Origin of the sequence: Ancylobacter novellus DSM 506, from assembly GCF_000092925.1 — a bacterium.
Classification (GTDB): domain Bacteria; phylum Pseudomonadota; class Alphaproteobacteria; order Rhizobiales; family Xanthobacteraceae; genus Ancylobacter; species Ancylobacter novellus.
The window spans coordinates 3,456,040-3,476,701 of record NC_014217.1; the positions used below are offsets into that span (position 1 = coordinate 3,456,040).

16 protein-coding genes are annotated in these 20,662 nt (G+C 68.1%); 9 read left to right on the forward strand and 7 right to left on the reverse strand.

Features of this window, described 5'->3' with window-relative positions; translation table 11 throughout:
• Nucleotides 1–44: 44 nt before the first annotated feature.
• Entirely contained in the window at nucleotides 45–905 is an 861-nt protein-coding gene (gene cysT / locus SNOV_RS16330) for a sulfate ABC transporter permease subunit CysT (protein ID WP_013168061.1), read from the forward strand.
• 29 nt (nucleotides 906–934) lie between these two features.
• A complete protein-coding gene (gene cysW, locus SNOV_RS16335) occupies nucleotides 935–1,744 on the forward strand; it encodes a sulfate ABC transporter permease subunit CysW (protein ID WP_049785836.1) in 810 nt (269 codons plus the stop codon).
• Between the two features lie 53 nt (nucleotides 1,745–1,797).
• Here the strand turns inward: cysW and SNOV_RS16340 are convergent, their stop codons facing one another.
• Together SNOV_RS16340 and hisE are read right to left on the reverse strand one after the other, a co-directional pair.
• Complete coding sequence (locus SNOV_RS16340) at nucleotides 1,798–2,379, reverse strand: YqaA family protein (RefSeq protein WP_013168063.1); 582 nt, start codon at nucleotides 2,377–2,379, stop codon at nucleotides 1,798–1,800.
• A 62-nt stretch (nucleotides 2,380–2,441) separates the two neighbouring features.
• On the reverse strand, nucleotides 2,442–2,861 hold the full coding sequence (gene hisE / locus SNOV_RS16345) for a phosphoribosyl-ATP diphosphatase (protein ID WP_013168064.1): 420 nt from the start codon (nucleotides 2,859–2,861) through the stop codon (nucleotides 2,442–2,444).
• A gap of 202 nt (nucleotides 2,862–3,063) precedes the next feature.
• On the opposite strand from hisE, the gene SNOV_RS16350 reads away from it, so the two are divergent.
• On the forward strand, nucleotides 3,064–4,446 hold the full coding sequence (locus SNOV_RS16350; protein WP_041782342.1) for a D-alanyl-D-alanine carboxypeptidase family protein: 1,383 nt from the start codon (nucleotides 3,064–3,066) through the stop codon (nucleotides 4,444–4,446).
• Nucleotides 4,447–4,511: 65 nt separating this feature from the next.
• Nucleotides 4,512–5,639 carry a CobW family GTP-binding protein gene (locus SNOV_RS16355; RefSeq protein WP_041783528.1) on the forward strand — a complete coding sequence of 376 codons (1,128 nt, stop codon included), beginning with the start codon at nucleotides 4,512–4,514 and terminating at the stop codon, nucleotides 5,637–5,639.
• Nucleotides 5,640–5,662: 23 nt separating this feature from the next.
• Here the strand turns inward: SNOV_RS16355 and SNOV_RS16360 are convergent, their stop codons facing one another.
• From SNOV_RS16360 to SNOV_RS16375, 4 genes are all read right to left on the reverse strand, one after another.
• Entirely contained in the window at nucleotides 5,663–6,295 is a 633-nt protein-coding gene (locus SNOV_RS16360; protein ID WP_013168068.1) for a CAP domain-containing protein, read from the reverse strand.
• Nucleotides 6,296–6,344: 49 nt separating this feature from the next.
• On the reverse strand, nucleotides 6,345–8,894 hold the full coding sequence (locus SNOV_RS16365) for a DUF3772 domain-containing protein (RefSeq protein ID WP_013168069.1): 2,550 nt from the start codon (nucleotides 8,892–8,894) through the stop codon (nucleotides 6,345–6,347).
• A 91-nt stretch (nucleotides 8,895–8,985) separates the two neighbouring features.
• Entirely contained in the window at nucleotides 8,986–9,627 is a 642-nt protein-coding gene (locus SNOV_RS16370; RefSeq protein ID WP_013168070.1) for a GNAT family N-acetyltransferase, read from the reverse strand.
• Between the two features lie 187 nt (nucleotides 9,628–9,814).
• Complete coding sequence (locus tag SNOV_RS16375; RefSeq protein WP_417872115.1) at nucleotides 9,815–10,633, reverse strand: trypsin-like peptidase domain-containing protein; 819 nt, start codon at nucleotides 10,631–10,633, stop codon at nucleotides 9,815–9,817.
• A gap of 370 nt (nucleotides 10,634–11,003) precedes the next feature.
• Here SNOV_RS16375 and zapE point away from each other — a divergent pair, with 370 nt between their 5' ends.
• The 5 genes from zapE (at nucleotide 11,004) to odhB (ending at nucleotide 18,771) form a co-directional block, all read left to right on the forward strand.
• A complete protein-coding gene (gene zapE / locus SNOV_RS16380) occupies nucleotides 11,004–12,221 on the forward strand; it encodes a cell division protein ZapE (RefSeq protein ID WP_013168072.1) in 1,218 nt (405 codons plus the stop codon).
• Between the two features lie 70 nt (nucleotides 12,222–12,291).
• A complete protein-coding gene (locus SNOV_RS16385; RefSeq protein ID WP_013168073.1) occupies nucleotides 12,292–13,011 on the forward strand; it encodes a DUF1003 domain-containing protein in 720 nt (239 codons plus the stop codon).
• Between the two features lie 156 nt (nucleotides 13,012–13,167).
• Entirely contained in the window at nucleotides 13,168–14,133 is a 966-nt protein-coding gene (gene mdh / locus SNOV_RS16390; RefSeq protein ID WP_013168074.1) for a malate dehydrogenase, read from the forward strand.
• Between the two features lie 343 nt (nucleotides 14,134–14,476).
• Entirely contained in the window at nucleotides 14,477–17,455 is a 2,979-nt protein-coding gene (locus SNOV_RS16395) for a 2-oxoglutarate dehydrogenase E1 component (RefSeq protein WP_013168075.1), read from the forward strand.
• Nucleotides 17,456–17,517: 62 nt separating this feature from the next.
• Nucleotides 17,518–18,771, forward strand: a complete 1,254-nt coding sequence (gene odhB, locus SNOV_RS16400; protein WP_013168076.1) for a 2-oxoglutarate dehydrogenase complex dihydrolipoyllysine-residue succinyltransferase — start codon at nucleotides 17,518–17,520, stop codon at nucleotides 18,769–18,771.
• 72 nt (nucleotides 18,772–18,843) lie between these two features.
• Here the strand turns inward: odhB and SNOV_RS16405 are convergent, their stop codons facing one another.
• A complete protein-coding gene (locus SNOV_RS16405) occupies nucleotides 18,844–20,511 on the reverse strand; it encodes an L-lactate permease (protein WP_013168077.1) in 1,668 nt (555 codons plus the stop codon).
• Nucleotides 20,512–20,662 lie beyond the last annotated feature (151 nt).

Consider the following 20,662-nt stretch of genomic DNA (forward strand, 5'->3'; position numbering starts at 1 on the left):
CCGGGAGCCGAGCCTTGAGCGACACGATGCTGGACCGCATCACCATGGCTGGAGCCGCGCCGCCGCCTCCGGCGCCGCGCCGCCGCCATGGCGTCATTCCCGGCTTCGGCCTCACCCTCGGCCTGACGCTTCTGTGGCTCTCGCTGGTCGTGCTGATCCCGCTGACGGCACTCTTCCTCAAGACCGCCGAGCTGCCGCCGGAGCGCATTGTCGCCATCCTGACGGCGCCGCGCACGCTGAACGCGCTGAAGATTTCCTTCGGCCTCTCGCTCGCCGCCGCCGCCTTCAACCTCGTCGCCGGTGCAGTCATCGTCTGGGCGCTGGTGCGCTACGAATTCCCCGGCCGGCGCGTGCTCGACGCGCTGATCGACATCCCCTTCGCCCTGCCGACCGCTGTGGCAGGCATCGCGCTGACCACGCTCTATGCCGAGAATGGCTGGATCGGCTCCTTTCTGGCGCCGCTCGGCATCAAGGTCGCCTTCACCCCGCTCGGCATCTGGGTGGCGCTGGTGTTCATCGGCCTGCCCTTCGTGGTGCGCACGGTGCAGCCGGTGCTGGAGGACCTCGACCACGAGTTGGAGGAGGCCGCCGCCACGCTCGGGGCCGGGCGGCTGACCACCATACGCCGCGTCGTGCTGCCGGCGGTGCTGCCGGCCTTCCTCACCGGCTTCGCCTTGGCCTTCGCCCGCGCGGTCGGCGAGTACGGCTCGGTCATCTTCATCGCCGGCAACCTGCCGAACGTCTCCGAGATCGCGCCGCTGCTCATCGTGATCCGGCTGGAGGAGTTCCGCTACGCCGACGCCACCACCATCGCCGCCACCATGCTCGTCGCCGCCTTCATCTTGCTCTTTGTTATCAATGGCTTGCAGCGCTGGTCGGAGAGCCGCACCGGGAGGCTCGGTTGAAGTACGCGCCCGTCCGTTCCGAGCCGGCGATGGTCAAATGGGCGGTCGTCGGGCTGGCAGCCGCCTTCATCGGCCTGTTCATCCTGCTGCCGCTGATCAGTGTCTTCGCGCAGGCCCTGGTGAAGGGCTGGGAGGCCTATGCCGCGGCGCTCGTCGAGCCCGACGCGCTCGCCGCCATCGAACTGACCCTGATCGTCACCGCCATCTCGGTGACGGCCAACACGGTGATGGGCCTCGTCATGGCCTGGGCGATCACCAAATTCTCCTTCCGGGGCAAGAGCTTCCTCATCACCCTGATCGACCTGCCCTTCTCCGTCTCGCCGGTCGTGGCGGGCCTCGTCTTCGTGCTGCTGTTCGGCGCGCAGGGCTATTTCGGGCCTTGGCTGTCCGACCACGATATCAAGATCATCTTCGCCTGGCCGGGCATTACGCTGGCGACCATCTTCGTCACCTTCCCCTTTGTGGCGCGCGAGCTGATTCCCCTGATGCAGGAACAGGGTACGACGGAGGAGGAGGCCGCGGTGACGCTTGGCGCCCATGGCTGGCGCGTGTTCTCGCGGGTGACCTTGCCCAACATCAAATGGGCGCTGCTCTACGGCGTGCTGCTGTGCAACGCCCGCGCCATGGGCGAGTTCGGCGCGGTGTCGGTGGTCTCCGGCCATGTGCGCGGGGAGACCAACACCATCCCGCTGCAGGTCGAGATTCTCTACAACGAGTACCAGTTCCAGGCGTCCTTTGCCGTCGCCTCGCTGCTTGCCTCGCTCGCCATCGTCACGCTGCTGGCGAAGACTTTCCTGGAGAGCCGCGTCCACGCCCGCCGCGCGGGGCGGGGGCATTAATGGTGACATTTCCCGCCCGAGCGGTGGCATCCTGCCCCGAGGGTGACACCCTCTCAGAACAGGTACACCGCCGCGACGAAGCCGCCGACCAGCACCACGGCGAAGACGGCGGTCACCAGCCCCAGCCGCTCCTCGATGAAGGTGCGCGCGGTCGGCCCGATCCAGTAGAGCAGGCCGGCGACCATGAAGAAGCGCAGGCCGCGGGTGATCAGCGACAGGACGACGAACCAGAACAGGCTGTAATGGGCGAAACCCGAGGTGATGGTGACCACCTTGTAGGGGATGGGCGTCAGCCCCTTGATCAGGATGATCCAGTGGCCGTAGCGCTGATAGGCCTGCGTGAACGCCTCGACCTTGTCGCCATAGCCGTAGAGATGGATCAGGAACTGGCCGAGCGATTCATAGAGAAGCGCGCCGATGGCGTAGCCGGCGAGCCCGCCGATCACCGAGGCGAGGGTGCATATCGTGGCATAGAACCAGGCGAGCTTCGGCCGCGCGAGGCACATCGGCACCAGCATCACGTCCGGCGGCACCGGAAAGAACGAGCTCTCGGCGAAGGAGACGCCGGCGAGCGCCCACGGGGCCGAGGGCCGCTCGGCGAGATCGATGACCCATTGGTAGAGGCGGCGCAGCATGGAGGTCCGCTCGGGGCTGGAGGGGCGTGCGCCCGCGGCGTTAAGGTCGGCGCGGGCTTCCGTCAATGGCGGCGGCGTCGGCCGGAACGCGGCGGCGCTTCCGCGGCGCGCTCGGCCACGTCCCACAGGAGCGGGGCGTCGGCATATTTGTCCTTGCCGTGCGGGGCGCGGCGCTTGGGCATCTTCTCGGCCATGCCGAGCAATTGCTCGCGCCGGCGCATCTCGGCCCAGACGTCGTCCGGCTCGATGCCGAGCTCGGCCCACAGCACGACGAGGTTGTAGATCAGGTCGGCGCTCTCGCGCACCGTCGCCGGCACGTCGCCGACGACGCCGTCGAGCGCCACTTCCACCGCTTCCTCGGCGACCTTCTTGGCGATGACCGCGCGCCCCTTGCGAAACAGCCGCGCCGTTCGCGGCGAGGGATTGTCTCCCTTCCTCGTCGCAACCACGGCGGCATGCAGGCGGCGAATCGAATCAGTCATGCGACGATCCTAAGTCCAACCGCATGAACAGGTTATGGCGGGAAAACCACAGGCCGCCGGCACATAACGCGGCTTCCCTCGCGCCGGCGTGATTGGACAGCGACGCCATTGCCTTTTGCACCGCCGAAGGGATCGGGGTATTCAGGAGGGCGATGAGGCACCTCATCGCAGGTCCATGCTGGAAACGGATGCTCGAAGCGTGTTGAACTTTCCCCTGTTCCGCGCCCGCAAACGCCTCGCCTGGCTGGTTCCGGCTCTCGTCGCGGCGGCCCTCGCGGTTCCCGCTGCCGCCCGCGCCACGCCCGCCCTGGTGATCGAGGTCGAAAGCGGCAAGGTGCTGCTCGCCGACGACGCCACCAAGCCGTGGTATCCGGCCTCCATCACCAAGCTGATGACGGCCTATGTCACCTTTAAGGCGATCCGCCAGGGCCGGCTGACGCCGGAGACACTGCTCACCGTGTCCGCCAATGCGGTCGCGCAGAAGCCCTCCAAGATGGGCTTCAAGGCCGGCACCCAGCTCACCGTCGACAACGCGCTGAAGATGATGCTGGTGAAGTCGGCCAACGACATGGCCGTGGTGCTGGCCGAAGGGGTGAGCGGCTCGCTGCCGGCTTTCGTCGCGGAGATGAATTCCACCGCCGCCCAGCTCGGCATGACCGGCTCGCACTTCGCCAATCCCAACGGCCTGCCCGACCCGGACAACGTCTCGACCGCGCGCGACCTCGCGGTGCTCGCCCGGCACATCTTCCTCGACTTCCCCGAGCAGGCGGACCTCTTCCGCATCCCGGCGATGAAGCTCGGCACCGCCGTCATCCGCAGCTACAACAAGCTGATCGACCGCTATCCCGGCGCGGACGGCATGAAGACCGGCTTCATCTGCGCGTCCGGCTTCAATCTCGTCGCCAGCGCCAAGCGCGGCAACCGGCATCTGCTCGTCGTCGTGCTCGGCACCCAATCCGGCCGTGCCCGCACCGAGCAGGCGGCGCTGCTGCTGGAGCGCGGCTTCCAGCATTCCTGGCAGATCTTCGGCGCCATGGCGCCGACGGTCGAAGCCCTGCGCAACGAGGGTGGCGCGCCCGCCGACATGCGCGCCCAGGTCTGCGGCGGCAAGCGCAAGAACACCGCCTCCGAGGACGACGACAGCCCCTCGATGGGAACGACGACGGCGGCCGGCTATGTCGCCGCCGGCATGGGCGACCTCGGCGACAGGGTGACCGGCGCGAGCCTCTTGCAGAACCTGCCGCCCTCCATGCCGCCGGTCGAGGTCTTCGTCGGCCCGTTCCCGAGCGCCGAGGCGCTCGCCGCGGCCTATCCGCCGCCGCCGGAAAAGAAGAAGAAACCGGCCCCGACCGCCAAGAACAAGGGCAAGAAGGGCCCGACGACCGCGGTGATCGACACCAGCGATCCGACCGCCGCGCCCGATGAGAAACCCGCCGCCAAACCGGCGGCCAAACCGGCCGCGAAACCGGCGAAAAAGCCCGCCACGGCCCAGGCGGATGCCAAGTCGGCGCCCAAACCGGCGGCCAAGCCGTTGCCGAAGCCGGCGGCAGCGCCTAGCTATCCCACCGTGCCCCCGCCGCAATAGCGCGTCCGCGCTGCGGCGATCCCTTTCCCGGCGCACGGGCACGCGCCCGCATCAGGATTCCCATGATGAGCGAGGAGACCCGTCTCCCGCCCGAGCCCATTCCGGTCACGCTGCTCACCGGCTTTCTCGGCGCGGGCAAGACCACGCTGCTCAACCAGTTGCTGCAGCAGCCGGGCCTCGCCGATACCGCCGTGCTGATCAACGAATTCGGCGAGATCGGCCTCGACCATCTGCTGGTGCAGCATTTCGACGATTCCACCGTGCTGCTCGCCTCCGGCTGCCTGTGCTGCACCGTGCGCGGCGATCTGGTCGAGGGGCTGGAGCAGCTGCTGCGGCGCATGGACAACGGCGCCATCCCGCCCTTCCGCCGCGTCGTCATCGAGACCACCGGCCTCGCCGACCCCGCGCCGATCCTGCACGTATTGATGATGCACCCCTATCTGGTGCTGCGCTTCCGGCTCGACGGCGTGGTGACGGTGGTCGACGCGGTGAACGGCAATGCCACGCTCGACGAACATCCCGAGTCGGTACGCCAGGCGGCGATCTCCGACCGTATCGTGCTGACCAAGACCGACCTCGTCGACACGCCGGAGCGCCGGGCCGCGCTCGACGCGCTGCTCGCTCGCCTGAAGCGCCTCGCCCCCGGCGCCCCGGTGCTCGATGCCGCGCGCGGCGAGGCGACGCCGGAAGCCCTGCTCGATGCCGGGCTCTACGACCCTTCCGCCAAGATCCCCGACGTGTCGCGCTGGCTCGCCGACGAGGCGATCGCCGCGGCGGAGGCGGAATCGCGCGGCCATGCGCATGACCCCAATCGCCATGACGAGCGCATCCGCGCCTTCACCGTGGCGACCGACGCGCCGGTCTCCGCCGCCGCCATCGACATGTTCCTGGAGCTGGTGCGCGGCACACACGGCGCCAAGCTGTTGCGCCTCAAGGGCATCGTGAAGCTTGCCGAGGATCCCGAGCACCCTCTGGTGCTGCACGGCGTGCAGCATGTGCTGCACCCGCCGAGCCAGCTTCCCGCCTGGCCGGACGAGGACCGGCGCACGCGCCTCGTGATGATCGTGCGCGACGTGGAGCCGGCGGTGATCCGCCGGCTGTTCGACGCCTTCATGGGCCTGCCCATGCCGGACCAGCCGGACGGACGGGTGCTGGCCGACAACCCGCTGGCGCCGGCGACGATGCGGCGCTGAATTGGCGGCGCTGGACGGGGCGCCTACTGCCCCGGCGCCGGCGCGCCGTTGATGAGGAGCTGGGTCTCGCCGGGCTTCGGGCCGGGGGCGGGCTTGGCGGGTGCCGCCCCGCCCGCAGCGGCCGCCGCCTCGACCTTGGGGTCGGGCACGGCGATCACCATCGCCCAATAGACGCTGTACTTGCTGCGCGGCGCCCGCACCGCGGCGATGCCGAGCCGGGTGGCGCCGGGCAGCAGCATGTTCTTGTTGTGCGAGGGGGAATCGCGCCAGCCGGAGAAGGCTTCCGCGAGCGTGTGGTAGCCGGCGCCGACATTCTCCGCCGCCCTGAGCCCGGTGAAGCCCGCCGCCTTCAGCCGCACGGTGAGGCCGCGCCCGCCGATATTGTGCGAGAGCTGGTCCGCCGCCGCCATCGCCTTGGCCTGCCGCTCGGCCACGGCCATCAGGCCGGGATCGATGGTCACCGCCGGCAGGCCGCGCCCGCGCCGGTAGTCGCTGATCAGGTTCGCCGCCGCCTGCGGGTCGAGCGCGCCACCCTTGGCGATGTTGGCGTAGAAGGTCTCGTCGACCGGGCTCGAGCTCGGCTCGGTGGCGCAGCCGGCTATCAGCAGGGGCAGGAGAAGCGCTCCGGCGAGGCGCTTGAGGAAGAGAGAAGGCATAAGCAGGTCTCGCGTCTCGGCTCGGAGGAATGGGAAACGGGCGGGACGCTCAGGCGTCGTCCGCGCCCTTGGTGTCGTCCGCGTCCTTCGCATCGTCGCGGGTGTCTGGCACGCCCGTCGGGCCGATGCCGCCGCCGCGATAGACGCTCCACGGGGTGTAGGGGATGCCGATCTTCGCGGCCTTCAGCCGGTCCAGCACGGCAAAATGCAGGTCGCTCTTCACGGTGAGCGCGTAGTCGACATTGGCCACCACGCAGCGCAGCTCGAATTTCAGGTAGCTGTCGCCGAAGGCCATCAGGAACACGCGCGGCGGCGGGCTCTGCAGCACCTGCGGATGGTCGCAGGCGCAGCCGATGAGGATGTCGCGCACCTCGTCGGCATCCGCGTCATAGGCGACGTTGACCGCGACGATGACGCGGCCGGTGGTGTTGGCATGGGTGAAGTTCTTCACCATGCCGGTGATCAGGTCGGAATTGGGGATCAGCACCGCCGCGCGGTCGAAGGTCTCGATCTCGGTGGCGCGCACGCTGATGCGGCGCACATAGCCCTCCTCGCCCTTCACCGAAATCGTGTCGCCCACCCGGATCGGCCGCTCGGCGAGCAGGATCAGGCCGGAGACGAAGTTCGAGACGATGGATTGCAGGCCGAAACCGATACCGACCGAGAGCGCACCGGCGACCAGCGCGATGTTCTCGAGATTGAGCCCGAGCTGGCCCATCGCCATGGCGATGACGGCGATGGAGCCGATATAGCCGATGATGGTGGCGATGGAGTTCTGCAGGCCGGGATCGAACGCGGTCTTCGGCAGGATCGCCACCGCGAACCAGCGCTGCACCGCCCGGGCGATGACGATGCCGATGGCGAGGAACAGCACCGCGCTCAGCACGTCGCCGATCGTGATGGTCGAGGTGCCGATGGTGAAGCCGAAGGTGATGCGGCTGACGAGGTCGCGCAGGTCGGCGGTGGAGGTCCCGAAGGTGCCGACCACCAGCACCAGCATCACGACGACCGCTACCGCCTTCAGCACGCCGGCGACGAGGATCGCCAGCAGCTCCAGGCTCGCCGGCCGCACGCCGATGGTCTTGGCGAGGTGGCGCGCGCGCGGCCCGCTGGCGACGGCGTCGATGAAGAAGGCGTTGATCAGCGCGACGACGAGGTAGAGCGCCCCCGCCATCACCACCGCGACCAGCGCGCGCGAGGAGAGGAATCCCGCAAAGCTGACATAGCCGCCGATCAGCGCCGCCGCGATGATCACGTTCAGCACCCAGAAGGGCAGCTTGATCCATTGCAGCGTCGAGGAGGAGGGCTTGGCTTCCGCCTTGCCGTCCTCGCCGGCCTCCCCGTCGCCGTCGCCCATCTCGGCGTTCAGCGCCCGCATGGCACGCCAGGCGACCAGCATCAGCCCGAGCGACATGGCCGCGCTGGTGGCGACGGTGAGCGGCACCGGCGCCACCAGCGCCCGGTGCAGCGTGCTGAGCACCGTCGCCGCGGCGATGATCCACAGCCCGGTCGCAGCGTTGCCGTAGATCAGGCCCGCCATCTCCTCGGAGAGCGGCACCGCGCGCCGCCGCGGCTCGCCGGGGGCCAGCGCACCGTCCAGCAGGCCGCGGCCCACGGCGACGACCGTGATCGCCAGCAGCACGCCCTGCGCGATCTCGTTGACGCGGTCGGGCAGCAGGTCGAAGGCGTTGAACAGCGCCACCACCGCGAAGGCCGCCGCCGGCGCCGCCACCATGCGCAGCAGCGCCACCAGCGCCGAGAGCCCGCAGGCCTTGAGCCGCGGCAGCGGCTCGCCTTCGCGCAGGTCGGTGCGGTGCAGCGGCCGCGCGAACATGCGCTGTACCATGATGACGAGGATGGAGATCGCCAGCGCACCCAGCGCGACGCCGGCCTGCCCCCAGGCGGACATGCGGCCATTGGCGTAGGCGGTCCAGTCGTTCAGCAGGTAATGGACGCCGCGCAGCTCGACCGGCAGCGCGGCCGCCGCCTGCAGCCACAGCGTCGGGTCGAGCACGCTGTAGGAGCGCGCCAGCAACGTGTCGGTGAACAAAGCGCGGCGGCGGCTGGTGATGCTGTCGGAGAGCTGGTCGGCCCGCACCTTCAACAGCCGCGCCTGCTTCAGCACGGCGTCGAGCTCGCTCGCCCTGGCGGTCAGCGCCTCGCGCTCGCGGGTGATGGAGGGCTCCTCGGGCGGAGCGTCGGCGGCCGGCTTGGCACCGATCTCCTTCACGCGGTGATTGAGATTGGCCAGCAGCGGGTCGAGCGCGGCGATGCCCTCGCTCAACGTGCCGCGCACCGGATCGAGGCGGTTGCGCAGTTCGTCGAGGTCGACCGAGCGCAGTCCTTCGCGGCCGAGCGCGGCCTCGACGCTGTCGACCACCGCCCGCTGGCCTTCGAGCTTCTCCTGTACCGCCTGCTGCTCGGGCGAGGTCTGCGCCCATGCCGCGCCCGCCGGCGCGAATGCCAGCAGCGCGGCAACCGCGAGGACGACGAGCTGTGCGAGGACGGGATGGACGAAAGCGGGGATCGCGCCGCGCCTGCGCGGCGTGCTCAGCCGTTCGCCGATGGCAATATCGGTGACGATGGGGCGATGAAGCATCGTTAGGGATTCGAGCCTGGGAACCCTCTGTCTCAGGCCCGATGAAGGCCAAGTCAAGGCGCCGCCCTAACGCAGCGGCGCGGCCCGCGCGTTAGTTGCCGCGCATGGAGGGCGGCAGCAGGCGCTCCTGCAGGTCGAAGGCCGAGGAGAAGATGGCGAAGATGTCGCCGAGGAACTCGCGCGTTTGCGAGAACAGGGTGGCGCGCGGGGCGCGCATGCGGCCGATCATCTCCTCGTCGTCGCGCGAGAGCTCGGCGGCGTTGTGCACGGCAAGATGCTTCATCGGCCCGTTATTGGGCAGGAAGATCACCTGCAATTCCTCGATGCCGCGGTTCTGCGCCAGCAGCACGAGATGGCGCATCAGTGCGGAACCGACGCCCTTGCCCTGCCAGGGCCGCTCGACGCTGAAAGCCGCCTCCGCGGCGGCGGGCTTGCCGGGACGCCGGCCGATCGGGTGCAGCTCGGCGATGGCGCGCAATTCACCATCGACGAAATAGCCGATGGCGCTCGCCTCGCTCGACACGACGCGGGAGGCATGGCGCGCCAGCGCCGCGTCCGAGACGACGCCGCCGAAGCGCATGAAACGGCTGAGAGGATCGAGGCGCAGAAAATGGTCGAGCACCGCCTGGCGTTCCGCCGGCACAAGCTTGCGGATATGGCCGTCCAGCCGCTCCGGGGCGGCGTGGGGCAAGGCGTTGTCCTCCGGGGCGGAGGCGAGTGCGGGCGTAGTCATGAGCGTCGGCCTGTCTGGCGCCGCCTTGTTATTGTGCGGCGCAGCAGAAATATGCGCGACGCACAACAATACAACTCACGCGACTGCATGGCTCGCATGCGGAAGGGCGAGCCAGCCCTTTTTTACGCCTCAATCAGGCGGCGGCCAATGCGTAGCACTGCCGACGACATACGCCGCCGCAACAGCCTCAGGGAGCGACGCTGGCGCTCTGCGTGTTGCGGCTGACCACCTGGCTGATCGCCTGGCGCAGCGAGCCCTCGGCGGTGACGCCGAAATTGTAGTGGCTCATGGAGAACGGGCCGGCCTGGCCCGGATGGGCGGAGCGGAAGCCGACATAGACGCCGACCAGGCCGCCGCTGGGCGAGAGGATCGCCGCGCCGGAGACCCCGCCCTCGGCGTCGCAGTCTATCGCCACCTCGCGCAGGCCGCTCGGCGTGGTCGCCGTCACCTTGCGGGCCTTGCAGCGCTGAAGCGAATAGCTCTCGACCCCGCCCGAGCGCGCCGCCGCGGCGAGCACGACATCGCCGGGCACGCTCATCTTCGCGGGCATGTAGGGCTTCGCGCCACTGACCGAAGAAGCGAGCGGCACCACCGCCCAGTCCTTCACCGCCGGCTCGGCATAGGGCTCGCGCGCGCCGCACACCACCTTGTCGACGATGATCGGGATGACCTGCCGGCGCCCGCCGGCATCGATCTGGAAGGTGCAGCTCGCGCCCTCGCCGCGCGGCTCCCCGCCGGGGGAGAACAGCACATGCGCGGCGGTCACCAGCACGTTGCTGGCGCCGACCAGTTGGCCCGTGCCGGCGGCCGAGCCGCAGCGCACGATGCCGGTGGCGCCGAAGCGGCCGGCAACGGCGGCGGCCGACATCCCGTTCGCGCGGGCGTACTGGTCGCGGCTGAGACGGTTGTCCTCGTCGATCACGATTGCGGAGGGGGCGAGGCTGCCCGCCGCGTTCTTGGCTTCCACGGCAGCGGCGGTGCCGGACAGGTTGCACAAGGCAAGCACACTCAGGCAAAGGGCCGACAAGGCGCTGCCCGACTTCAGAACGCGTTCCCGCTGCATGGGACCCCCGCTGAACTCTGGAGCTCGAACATTGCGGGAACGACCGTGACAGCGTCAAGGCAAGAGGCGAGCAACGCGATGACGAGGCCTTCGGTTCCCGCAGATCTGCCATGCAAAATGCGAAACCTTACCGTTGCGCTTGCAGCAGCGCCCGTTCGGACGTCAAACGGGCTGCGGCGCGTTGTGCTTCTGCCGACCGTGCCGCGTCCTCCACCGAGCCGCCTTCGCACCGCCGCCGCGAAATCGCCGGCGCTTGCTGCGACGGCCCGCTGCCGCTAAGCGTGCGCTGCAATAGCGCGGGAGTGAGGTCCGTATGGACACGGTGACGGCGGAGGCCGGCGGCTCGGTGCTGGCGGCGCGGTATGTCGCCCGCATGGCTATCGGCGACATCCTGCCGGACAGCGGCCAGGCCAAGGTGGTCGCGGCGCTCGCGGCCCTGGAGCAACGCATCGCCGCCCGCCGCCTCGCCCGCAAGTCCTCCGCGCTGGGCTGGCTGTTCGCCCGCCGCGAGGACACCATCCCGAAGGTGCGCGGCCTCTACATCCACGGCGCCGTCGGCCGCGGCAAGACCATGCTGGTCGACCTGTTCTACGAGAGCGTCGCGGTCAAGAAGCGTAAGCGCCGGGCGCATTTCCACGAATTCATGGCCGACGTGCATGCGCGCATCTTCCAGGTCCGCGCCGACATGAAGGCGGGCAAGATCAAGGAGGGCGACCCGATCGCCATCGTCGCGGTAGCGCTCTACGAGGAAGCCTGGCTGCTCTGCTTCGACGAGTTCCACGTCACCGACATCGCCGATGCGATGATCCTCGGCCGGCTGTTCGAGAAGCTGTTCGAGTTCGGCGTGGTCATCGTCGCCACCTCGAACGTGGCGCCGCAGGACCTCTACAAGGGCGGGCTCAACCGCGCGCTGTTCCTGCCATTCATCGGCCTGATCGAGCAGCATATGGAGGTGGTGCGCATCGACTCGCCCACCGACTACCGCATGGAGAAGCTCGGCGGCGCCCGCACCTGGTACGTGCCGGCGGCACACGAGACGCTCGCCGACATCGACCGCGAGATGGAGAAGATCTGGCATCGCATCGCCGGCGTCGACGGCGGCGCACCGGCAAAGCTCGCCTCGGGCGGGCGCATCATCCACGTCCCCCGCGCCGGCGGCGGCGCGGCGCGCTTCTCCTTCGAGCAGTTGTGCGGCACGCCGCTCGGCGCCTCCGACTATCTGCGCCTCGCCCGCGCCTACCACACCATCGTCATCGACCACATTCCCCAGCTCGACCAGGACCGGCGCAACGAGGCCAAGCGCTTCATCACCCTGATCGACGAGCTCTATGACAAGGGCGTCAAGCTGGTCGCCTCGGCCGACGCCGAGCCCGAGCAGCTCTATCTCGGCACCGAGGGCGCGGAAGCGTTCGAATGGGCGCGCACCGTCTCGCGCCTGCACGAGATGCGCTCGGACGACTACCTTGCGCGCCCGCACGGCCGCGGCGATTCCGAGGCCAGCGGCAACACGACCGGCCTGGTCGAGACCTGACCGCAAGACTTGATTACCGGGCGCCAGCCGCCAATCTGGAAAAAAGACACCTCCTTCCGGATGCTCCGGCATGAGCAAGCACATACATCACAAGGGCGATCTGCCGACGCACACATGCGCCCTCACCGGCCGCATTGTGTCGGACCGCAACGGCGTCCGGCTCGACATGATCCGCCCGGCGCTCGCCGAGCACATCAAGGCGATGCACCCGGACATCGCGCCGGACGCCTACATCTCCCGCGCCGCGCTGGCCAAGGAGCGCGCCGCCTATGTCGCCGCCACGCTGCAGGCCGAGCGCGGCGACCTCAGCCAGCTCGACCACGACGTCATCCGCAGCCTCGCGGACGACGACATCATCACGCAGAACATCGAACGGGAGATCGACAGCGACCGCACCTTGGGCGAGCGCGCCGCCGACCTCATCGCCTCCTTCGGCGGCAGCTGGACCTTCATCATCTCGTTCATGGTGTTCATCAGCATCTGGATGGCGCTGAACGTCGCCGGGCTGCTCGGCGCCTTCGACCCCTACCCGTTCATCCTGCTGAATCTCGTGCTGTCCTGCATCGCCGCCCTTCAAGCGCCCGTCATCATGATGAGCCAGAAACGCCAGGAGGCGAAGGATCGCCGGCGCTCGGAGAACGACTACCGGGTCAATCTCAAGGCCGAGCTGGAGATCCAGCACCTGCACGAGAAGATCGACCACCTGCTCACGCGGCAATGGGAGCGTCTTGCCGAGATACAGGCGATACAGATCGAATTGATGGAAGATCTCGCGGAACGGCGACGGTAGGCATCTCGTATTTCGTATACCAGAAGTAGCGTCGAAAGTCGTAGTTGGACGGGTTTACGCTGCCGTCCTTCATCGCTTGAACCCTACGGCGATAAGGTTTATCGGAAGCCCGCGCGGCGGACCGCCGCACCCTCCCTCGGAAAGTCAGGATATCTCATGGCTCGAGCAAAGATTGCACTGGTCGGGGCTGGACAGATCGGCGGCACGCTCGCCCTTCTCGCCGGTCTCAAGGAACTCGGCGACGTCGTCATGTTCGACGTGGCGGAGGGTATCCCGCAGGGCAAGGCTCTCGACATCGCGGAAGCGTCCCCGGTTCTCGGCTTCGACGCCAAGCTGGTGGGCACCAACGGCTATGAGGCTATCCAGGGCGCCGACGTCGTCATCGTCACCGCCGGCGTGCCGCGCAAGCCGGGCATGAGCCGCTCCGACCTCCTCGGCATCAACCTGAAGGTGATGGAGCAGGTCGGCCAGGGCATCAAGACCTACGCCCCGAACGCCTTCGTCATCTGCATCACCAATCCGCTCGACGCCATGGTGTGGGCGCTGCAGAAGGCCTCGGGCCTGCCTACCAGCAAGGTCGTCGGCATGGCCGGCGTGCTCGATTCCGCGCGCTTCCGCTACTTCCTCGCCGACGAGTTCAATGTCTCGGTCGAGGACGTCACCGCCTTCGTGCTCGGCGGCCATGGCGACGACATGGTGCCGCTGGTGCGCTATTCCGGCGTCGCCGGCATCCCGCTGCCCGACCTCGTCAAGATGGGCTGGACCACGCAGGAGAAGGTGGACGCCATCGTCGAGCGCACCCGCAAGGGCGGCGGGGAGATCGTCAACCTCTTGAAGACCGGCTCGGCCTTCTACGCGCCTGCCGCCTCGGCCATCGAGATGGCGACCTCCTATCTGCGCGACAAGAAGCGCCTGCTGCCGGCCGCGGCCCATCTCACCGGCCAGTACGGCGTGGACGACCTCTATCTCGGCGTGCCCGTCATCATCGGCGCCGGCGGCGTCGAGCGCATCGTGGAGATCGGCCTCGACGGGGCCGAGCAGGCCATGCTCGACAAGTCGATCGCCTCCGTGAAGGAGCTGGTCGGCGAGTGCCAGAAGATCGCGCCCGACCTCGGCAAGTGAGCGACGCAGGCGGGCGCTCCGACCGGGTGCCCGCCCCGCACGCGCCGATGTCGCGAGGACGTGATCGGTCTTGAGGCCGGGAAGATGGCGGCGGAGACGGCTCCGCTGCTGGTCAAACCGGCGCAAGAGGCTGATAGTGCCTGATAATACCGGCGTGCGCTTTTTGCATTCCGGCGCCGCATTCCTGCGGCATTCATGAAGTGAACACGAGACCTATATAGACGCCTACTTGGCTTTCGCCTCGCCTACCAAGGCACCGCAGACGATCAGGCCCGACGGGCCGGCCGATCTTCGGCAGCAAAGCCCCGCCACCCGGACCGCAACGGTCCCCCAGGAGCCGACGATGTCGCGCGCGGACTTGAACGAAGCTTTCCTCAACACCTCCTTCCTCTACGGCGCCAATGCGGCCTGGATCGAAGACCTCTATGCCCGCTACGAGGCCGACCCCTCCTCGGTCGACGCCGAGTGGCAGGCCTTCTTCGCCGGGCTGAAGGACACCCCGGCCGACGTCGAGAAGAGCGCCCGCGGCGCCTCCTGGAAGAAGGAGGGCTGGCCGATCCACGCCAATGGCGAGCTGGTCTCGGCGCTCGACGGCAACTGGATCGAGGTCGAGAAGGCGGTCGGCAAGAAGATCGAGACCAAGGCCGCCGAGAAGGCGCAGAAGGCCGGCGTCGAGCTGACCAGCGCCGACGTGCAGCAGGCCACCCGCGACTCGGTCAAGGCGCTGATGATGATCCGCGCCTACCGCATGCGCGGCCACCTGCACGCCAAGCTCGACCCGCTGGGCCTTGAGCCGGAGCGCTCGGCTCCCGAGCTCGACCCCGCCTCCTACGGCTTCCGCGAGGCCGACCTCGACCGGCCGATCTTCATCGACCATGTGCTCGGGCTCGAATTCGCCACCGTCCGCCAGATGGTGGCCATCCTCCAGCGCACCTACTGCCAGACGCTCGGCGTCGAGTTCATGCACATCTCCTCGCCCGAGGAGAAGGCGTGGATCCAGGAGCGCATCGAGGGTCCGGACAAGGAGATCAGCTTCACCCGCGAGGGCAAGCGCGCCATCCTCAACAAGCTGGTCGAGGCCGAGGGCTTCGAGAAGTTCCTCGACGTCCGCTACACCGGCACCAAGCGCTTCGGCCTCGATGGCGGCGAGAGCCTGATCCCGGCGCTGGAGCAGATCATCAAGCGCGGCGGCAATCTCGGCGTGAAGGAGATCGTGCTGGGCATGGCCCATCGCGGCCGGCTCAACGTGCTCACCCAGGTCATGGGCAAGCCGCACCGCGCGCTGTTCCACGAGTTCAAGGGCGGCTCCTGGGCCCCCGACGAGGTCGAGGGCTCCGGCGACGTGAAGTACCACCTCGGCGCCTCGTCGGACCGCGAGTTCGACGGCAACCAGGTGCACCTGTCGCTGACCGCCAACCCCTCGCATCTCGAGATCGTCGATCCCGTCGTGCTCGGCAAGGCGCGCGCCAAGCAGGACCTGCTCGGCGACACCGAGCGCACGCAGGTGATGCCGCTGCTGCTGCACGGCGACGCCGCCTTCGCCGGTCAAGGCGTGGTGGCCGAGTGCCTGGGCCTGTCGGGCCTCAAGGGTCACCGCACCGGCGGCTCGATCCACTTCATCATCAACAACCAGATCGGCTTCACCACCTATCCGCGCTTCTCGCGCTCCTCGCCCTATCCCTCGGACGTGGCGAAGACCATCGAGGCGCCGATCTTCCATGTGAACGGCGACGACCCGGAGGCCGTGACCTTCGCGGCGAAGATCGCCACCGAGTTCCGCCAGCGCTTCAAGAAGCCGGTGGTGGTGGACATGTTCTGCTATCGCCGCTTCGGCCATAACGAGGGCGACGAGCCGGCCTTCACCCAGCCCTTGATGTACAAGCTCATCAAGCAGCATCCGACCACGCTGGAAATCTACTCCCGCAAGCTGGAAGCCGAAGGCGTGCTGGAGGCGGGCGAGATCGACCGCATGCGCGCCGACTGGCGCTCGCGCCTCGACACCGAATATGACGCCGGCCAGGCCTACAAGCCGAACAAGGCCGACTGGCTGGACGGCCGCTGGGCCGGCCTCAAGGCCGCCGCCAGCGAGGACGATCCGCGCCGCGGCGTCACCGGCGTCGATCTCGACGTGCTCAAGGAGATCGGCCAGAAGATCACCACCGTGCCGGAGGGCTTCCACGCCCACCGCACCATCCAGCGCTTCCTCGATTCCCGCCGCAAGGCGATCCTCGAGGACGGCGCCGGGATCGACTGGTCGACCGCCGAGGCGCTCGCCTTCTCGACGCTGCTGCTCGACGGCCATCCGGTCCGCCTGTCCGGCCAGGACAGCGAGCGCGGCACCTTCTCGCAGCGCCATTCGGTGCTGATCGACCAGGAGAACGAGGACCGCTACACCCCGTTCAACCATCTGCGCGAGGGGCAATCGCGCTACGAGGTCATCAACTCGATGCTCTCGGAAGAGGCGGTGCTCGGCTTCGAATACGGCTACTCGCTGTCGGAACCCAACGCGCTGACCATGTGGGAGGCGCAGTTCGGCGACTTCGCCAACGGCGCGCAGGTCATCTTCGACCAGTTCCTCTCCTCCGGCGAGCGCAAATGGCTGCGCATGTCCGGCCTCGTCTGCCTGCTGCCGCACGGCTATGAGGGCCAGGGCCCCGAGCATTCCTCGGCCCGCCTGGAGCGCTATCTGCAGATGTGCGCCGAGGACAACATGCAGGTCGCCAACCTGACGACGCCGGCGAACTACTTCCACGCCCTGCGCCGCCAGTTGAAGCGCGACTTCCGCAAGCCGCTCATTCTGATGACGCCGAAGAGCCTGCTGCGCCACAAGCGCGCCGTCTCCAAGCTCGCCGAGATGGGGGCGGGCACCTCGTTCCACCGCGTGCTGTGGGACGATGCGGACGGCGCGTCCGGCCACCGCCTGCCCGAGGCGATCGAGCTCCAGACCGACGACAAGATCCGCCGCGTCGTGCTCTGCTCGGGCAAGGTCTATTACGACCTCTACGAGGAGCGCGAGCGCCGCGGCATCGACGACATCTACCTCCTGCGCGTCGAGCAGCTCTTCCCGTTCCCGCTGAAGACGCTGGTGCAGGAGCTCTCGCGCTTCAAGCAGGCGGAGATCGTCTGGTGCCAGGAGGAGCCGAAGAACCAGGGCGCCTGGGCCTTCGTGCAGCCCTATCTGGAATGGGTGCTGGAGCAGGTGGGCTCCGCCTCCGCCCGTCCCCGCTACACCGGCCGGCCGGCTTCCGCCGCCACCGCGACCGGCCTGATGTCCAAACATCTCGCGCAGCTCAAGGCGTTCCTGTCGGACGCGCTGGGCTGAGCATTCCACGAAACTCGAGGAGAGCCGGCCACCGGGCCGGCGAACGGTGAGGAAGAAAGAGCATGGCCACCGAGATCCGCGTTCCGACGCTGGGCGAATCGGTCACCGAAGCGACGATCGGCAAGTGGTTCAAGAAGGCCGGCGAGGCGGTTGCGGCCGACGAGCCGATCGTCGAGCTGGAGACCGACAAGGTCACGATCGAGGTGCCCGCGCCGGCGGCCGGCGTGCTCTCCGAGATCGTCGCCAAGGACGGCGAGACCGTCGGCGTCGGCGCCCTGCTCGGCTCGATCGGTGAAGGCAGCGGCGCCGCCAAGGCGGCCCCCGCCGCGGCGCCTGCCCCGGCCAAGGCCGAAGCTCCCAAGGCCGAGGCGCCCAAGCCTGCGGCGGCTCCGGTTCCTGCGGCGCCCGCCGCTGCGCCGGCCGGCGCCAACGGCCCGGCGGTCGCCAAGCTCGCCAGCGAGAGCGGCATCAACCCGGCCATGCTCGCCGGCACCGGCAAGGACGCCCGCGTGACCAAGGGCGACATGCTCGCGGCCATCGCTACCGGCGTCTCCGCGCCGGCGGCCGCGCCGAGCGCCCCGGTCGTCGCCCGCGCGCCCTCGGCGCCGGACGATGCCTCGCGCGAAGAGCGCGTGAAGATGACCAAGCTGCGCGTCACCATTGCGCGCCGCCTGAAGGAAGCCCAGAACGCCGCTGCCATGCTCACGACGTTCAACGACGTCGACATGTCGGCGGTGATGAGCCTGCGTGCGCAGTACAAGGACGTGTTCGAGAAGAAGCACGGCGTGAAGCTGGGCTTCATGGGCTTCTTCACCAAGGCGGTGATCCAGGCCCTGAAGGACGTGCCGGAGGTCAATGCCGAGATCGACGGGCAGGACCTCGTCTACAAGAACTACTACCACATCGGCATCGCCGTCGGCACCGACAAGGGCCTCGTCGTGCCGGTGGTGCGCGACGCCGACCAGATGTCGATCGCCGAGATCGAGAAGACCATCGCCGGCCTCGGCCGCAAGGCGCGCGACGGCAAGCTCGGCATCGAGGACATGCAGGGCGGCACCTTCACCATCACCAATGGCGGCATCTACGGTTCGCTGATGTCGACGCCGATCCTCAACGCGCCGCAGTCGGGCATCCTCGGCATGCACCGCATCGAGGAGCGCCCCGTCGTGGTGAAGGGCCAGATCGTCGCCCGGCCGATGATGTACCTCGCGCTGAGCTACGACCACCGCATCGTCGACGGCAAGGGCGCGGTGACCTTCCTGGTCCGCGTCAAGGAAGCGCTGGAAGACCCGACCCGGCTCGTGCTGGACCTCTGACGCAGCCGACGCCCGACAGACAAAAAAAGCCCCCGCGACCGGCCGGTCGCGGGGGCTTTCTCGTTCAGGCCCTCACGGATGGATGACCATCAGCGTGAAGGGGTGGACATAGGCCTGCAGCATCACCAGGCAGCCGACCAGGCAGGCCAGCACGATGGAGTGCCAGAACACGAAGCGCAGGATCGAGCCTTCATGGCCGAACCAGTTGGTGGCGGTGGAGGCGACGACGATGGACTGCGCATCGATCATCTTGCCCATGACGCCGCCCGACGAGTTCGCCGCGCCCATCAGTATGGGCGAGAGGCCGAGCTGCTCGGAGGTGATCTTCTGCAACCCGCCGAACAGTACGTTGGACGCCGTGTCCGAGCCCGTCAGCGCCACGCCGAGCCAGCCGAGCAGCGTGCCGAAGAAGGGATAGAGCACCCCGGTCGCCGCGAAAGCCAAGCCCAGCGTGGCGTCGAGGCCGGAGAAGCGGGTCAGCGTGCCGATGGCCAGCATCGAGGCGATGGTGGCGAGCGAGGCGCGCAGGATCCAGATGGTCTGGAGGTACTCCCTGAACAGCCGCACCGGCGAGAAGCGGATCACCGCGCCATAGATCAGCGCCGCGATCAGCATCGCCGTGCCGGTGTAGGACAGGTAGGTGAAGGAGAAGATCGCGCTCTCGGTCGCGGGCTTGGCCACCACCGGCGGCACCTTCTGCACCATGTTGTGCAGGCCCTCGACCGTATAGTTCCAGGTGAAGATCGGGTTCACCAGGTTCTTGAACCAGCCCGAGCCCCAGATCAGCAGCAGCACGCAGACGATGATCCACGGCAGCAGCGCGCTCCACACCTCCGCGCGCGTCGGCTTCACCAGCGGCTCGGCGGAGACCGGCGGCATGGTGCCGGCGGATTCGTCGTGCGTGCGCAGCGCCGGGGACAGCCACAGCTTCTTGGGCTGCCACACCTTGAGGAACAGGATCAGCGCCGCCATCGAGATCAGCGAGGCGCCGATGTCGACGATCCACGGATTGATGAAGTTCGAGATGACGAACTGGGGGATGGCGAAGGAGAGCGCGCAGACCAGGATCGCCGGCCACACCTCCTTCATGCCCCGCCAGCCGGCGAAGGCGCACACCACCCAGAACGGCACGATCATCGAGAAGAAGGGCAGCTGCCGGCCGACCATGGCGCCGAGCATATAGGGGTCGAGCCCGGTCACGCTGGCGAGGCCGACGATCGGCGTTCCAAGGGCTCCGTAGGCCACCGGCGCCGTGTTGGCGATCAGCGACAGGCCGGAGGCGGCGAGCGGCGAGAAGCCGAGACCCATCAATATGGCGCCGGTCACCGCCACCGGCGTGCCGAATCCCGAGGCGCCCTCGAAGAAGGCACCGAAGGAAAAGGCGATGAGGAGGAGCTGCAACCGCCGGTCCGGCGTCACCCCGCCGATGGCCTGTTCGAGAATCTTGAACCGGCCGGTGGCGACGGTGAGGCGGTAGAGGAAGATGACGTTGAGGACGATCCAGCCGATCGGGAAAAGGCCGGTCACGATGCCGAGAATGGCGGCACGTATGGCGAGGCCGGCCGGCATGGTGAAAATGGCGACCGAGATCAGTATAGCAACGACGAGGGCAATGACGGCGGCCAGATGTGCCTTGATCTTGCCCGACGCGATCATCACCAGCAGAAGAACGACAGGTATCGCCGCGGCAGCCGTGGACAATACCATGCTATTCAAGGGATTGTAGACCTGACTCCACATGACGAAACCTTCCCCTAAGTAATGTAAATATTCTTGCGAACTAAGCCTGCACTGGTGAAATAAAGTTGCAACTTAGACGAAAGTTGAATAATTACTTTACGTATCGTCAGGCTCCGCCGAAAACGCGCAGCAGGCGCGCCCTGAGGGCAGG

Bases quoted from the DNA above. Each gene is read 5' to 3' on its own strand.
- cysT (WP_013168061.1), top strand. From the start codon at position 45: ATGGCTGGAGCCGCGCCGCCGCCTCCGGCGCCGCGCCGCCGCCATGGC.
- cysW (WP_049785836.1), top strand. From the start codon at position 935: ATGGTCAAATGGGCGGTCGTCGGGCTGGCAGCCGCCTTCATCGGCCTG.
- SNOV_RS16340 (WP_013168063.1), bottom strand. From the start codon at position 2,379: ATGCTGCGCCGCCTCTACCAATGGGTCATCGATCTCGCCGAGCGGCCC.
- hisE (WP_013168064.1), bottom strand. From the start codon at position 2,861: ATGACTGATTCGATTCGCCGCCTGCATGCCGCCGTGGTTGCGACGAGG.
- SNOV_RS16355 (WP_041783528.1), top strand. From the start codon at position 4,512: ATGAGCGAGGAGACCCGTCTCCCGCCCGAGCCCATTCCGGTCACGCTG.
- SNOV_RS16360 (WP_013168068.1), bottom strand. From the start codon at position 6,295: ATGCCTTCTCTCTTCCTCAAGCGCCTCGCCGGAGCGCTTCTCCTGCCC.
- SNOV_RS16365 (WP_013168069.1), bottom strand. From the start codon at position 8,894: ATGCTTCATCGCCCCATCGTCACCGATATTGCCATCGGCGAACGGCTG.
- SNOV_RS16370 (WP_013168070.1), bottom strand. From the start codon at position 9,627: ATGACTACGCCCGCACTCGCCTCCGCCCCGGAGGACAACGCCTTGCCC.
- zapE (WP_013168072.1), top strand. From the start codon at position 11,004: ATGGACACGGTGACGGCGGAGGCCGGCGGCTCGGTGCTGGCGGCGCGG.
- SNOV_RS16385 (WP_013168073.1), top strand. From the start codon at position 12,292: ATGAGCAAGCACATACATCACAAGGGCGATCTGCCGACGCACACATGC.
- mdh (WP_013168074.1), top strand. From the start codon at position 13,168: ATGGCTCGAGCAAAGATTGCACTGGTCGGGGCTGGACAGATCGGCGGC.
- SNOV_RS16395 (WP_013168075.1), top strand. From the start codon at position 14,477: ATGTCGCGCGCGGACTTGAACGAAGCTTTCCTCAACACCTCCTTCCTC.
- odhB (WP_013168076.1), top strand. From the start codon at position 17,518: ATGGCCACCGAGATCCGCGTTCCGACGCTGGGCGAATCGGTCACCGAA.
- SNOV_RS16405 (WP_013168077.1), bottom strand. From the start codon at position 20,511: ATGTGGAGTCAGGTCTACAATCCCTTGAATAGCATGGTATTGTCCACG.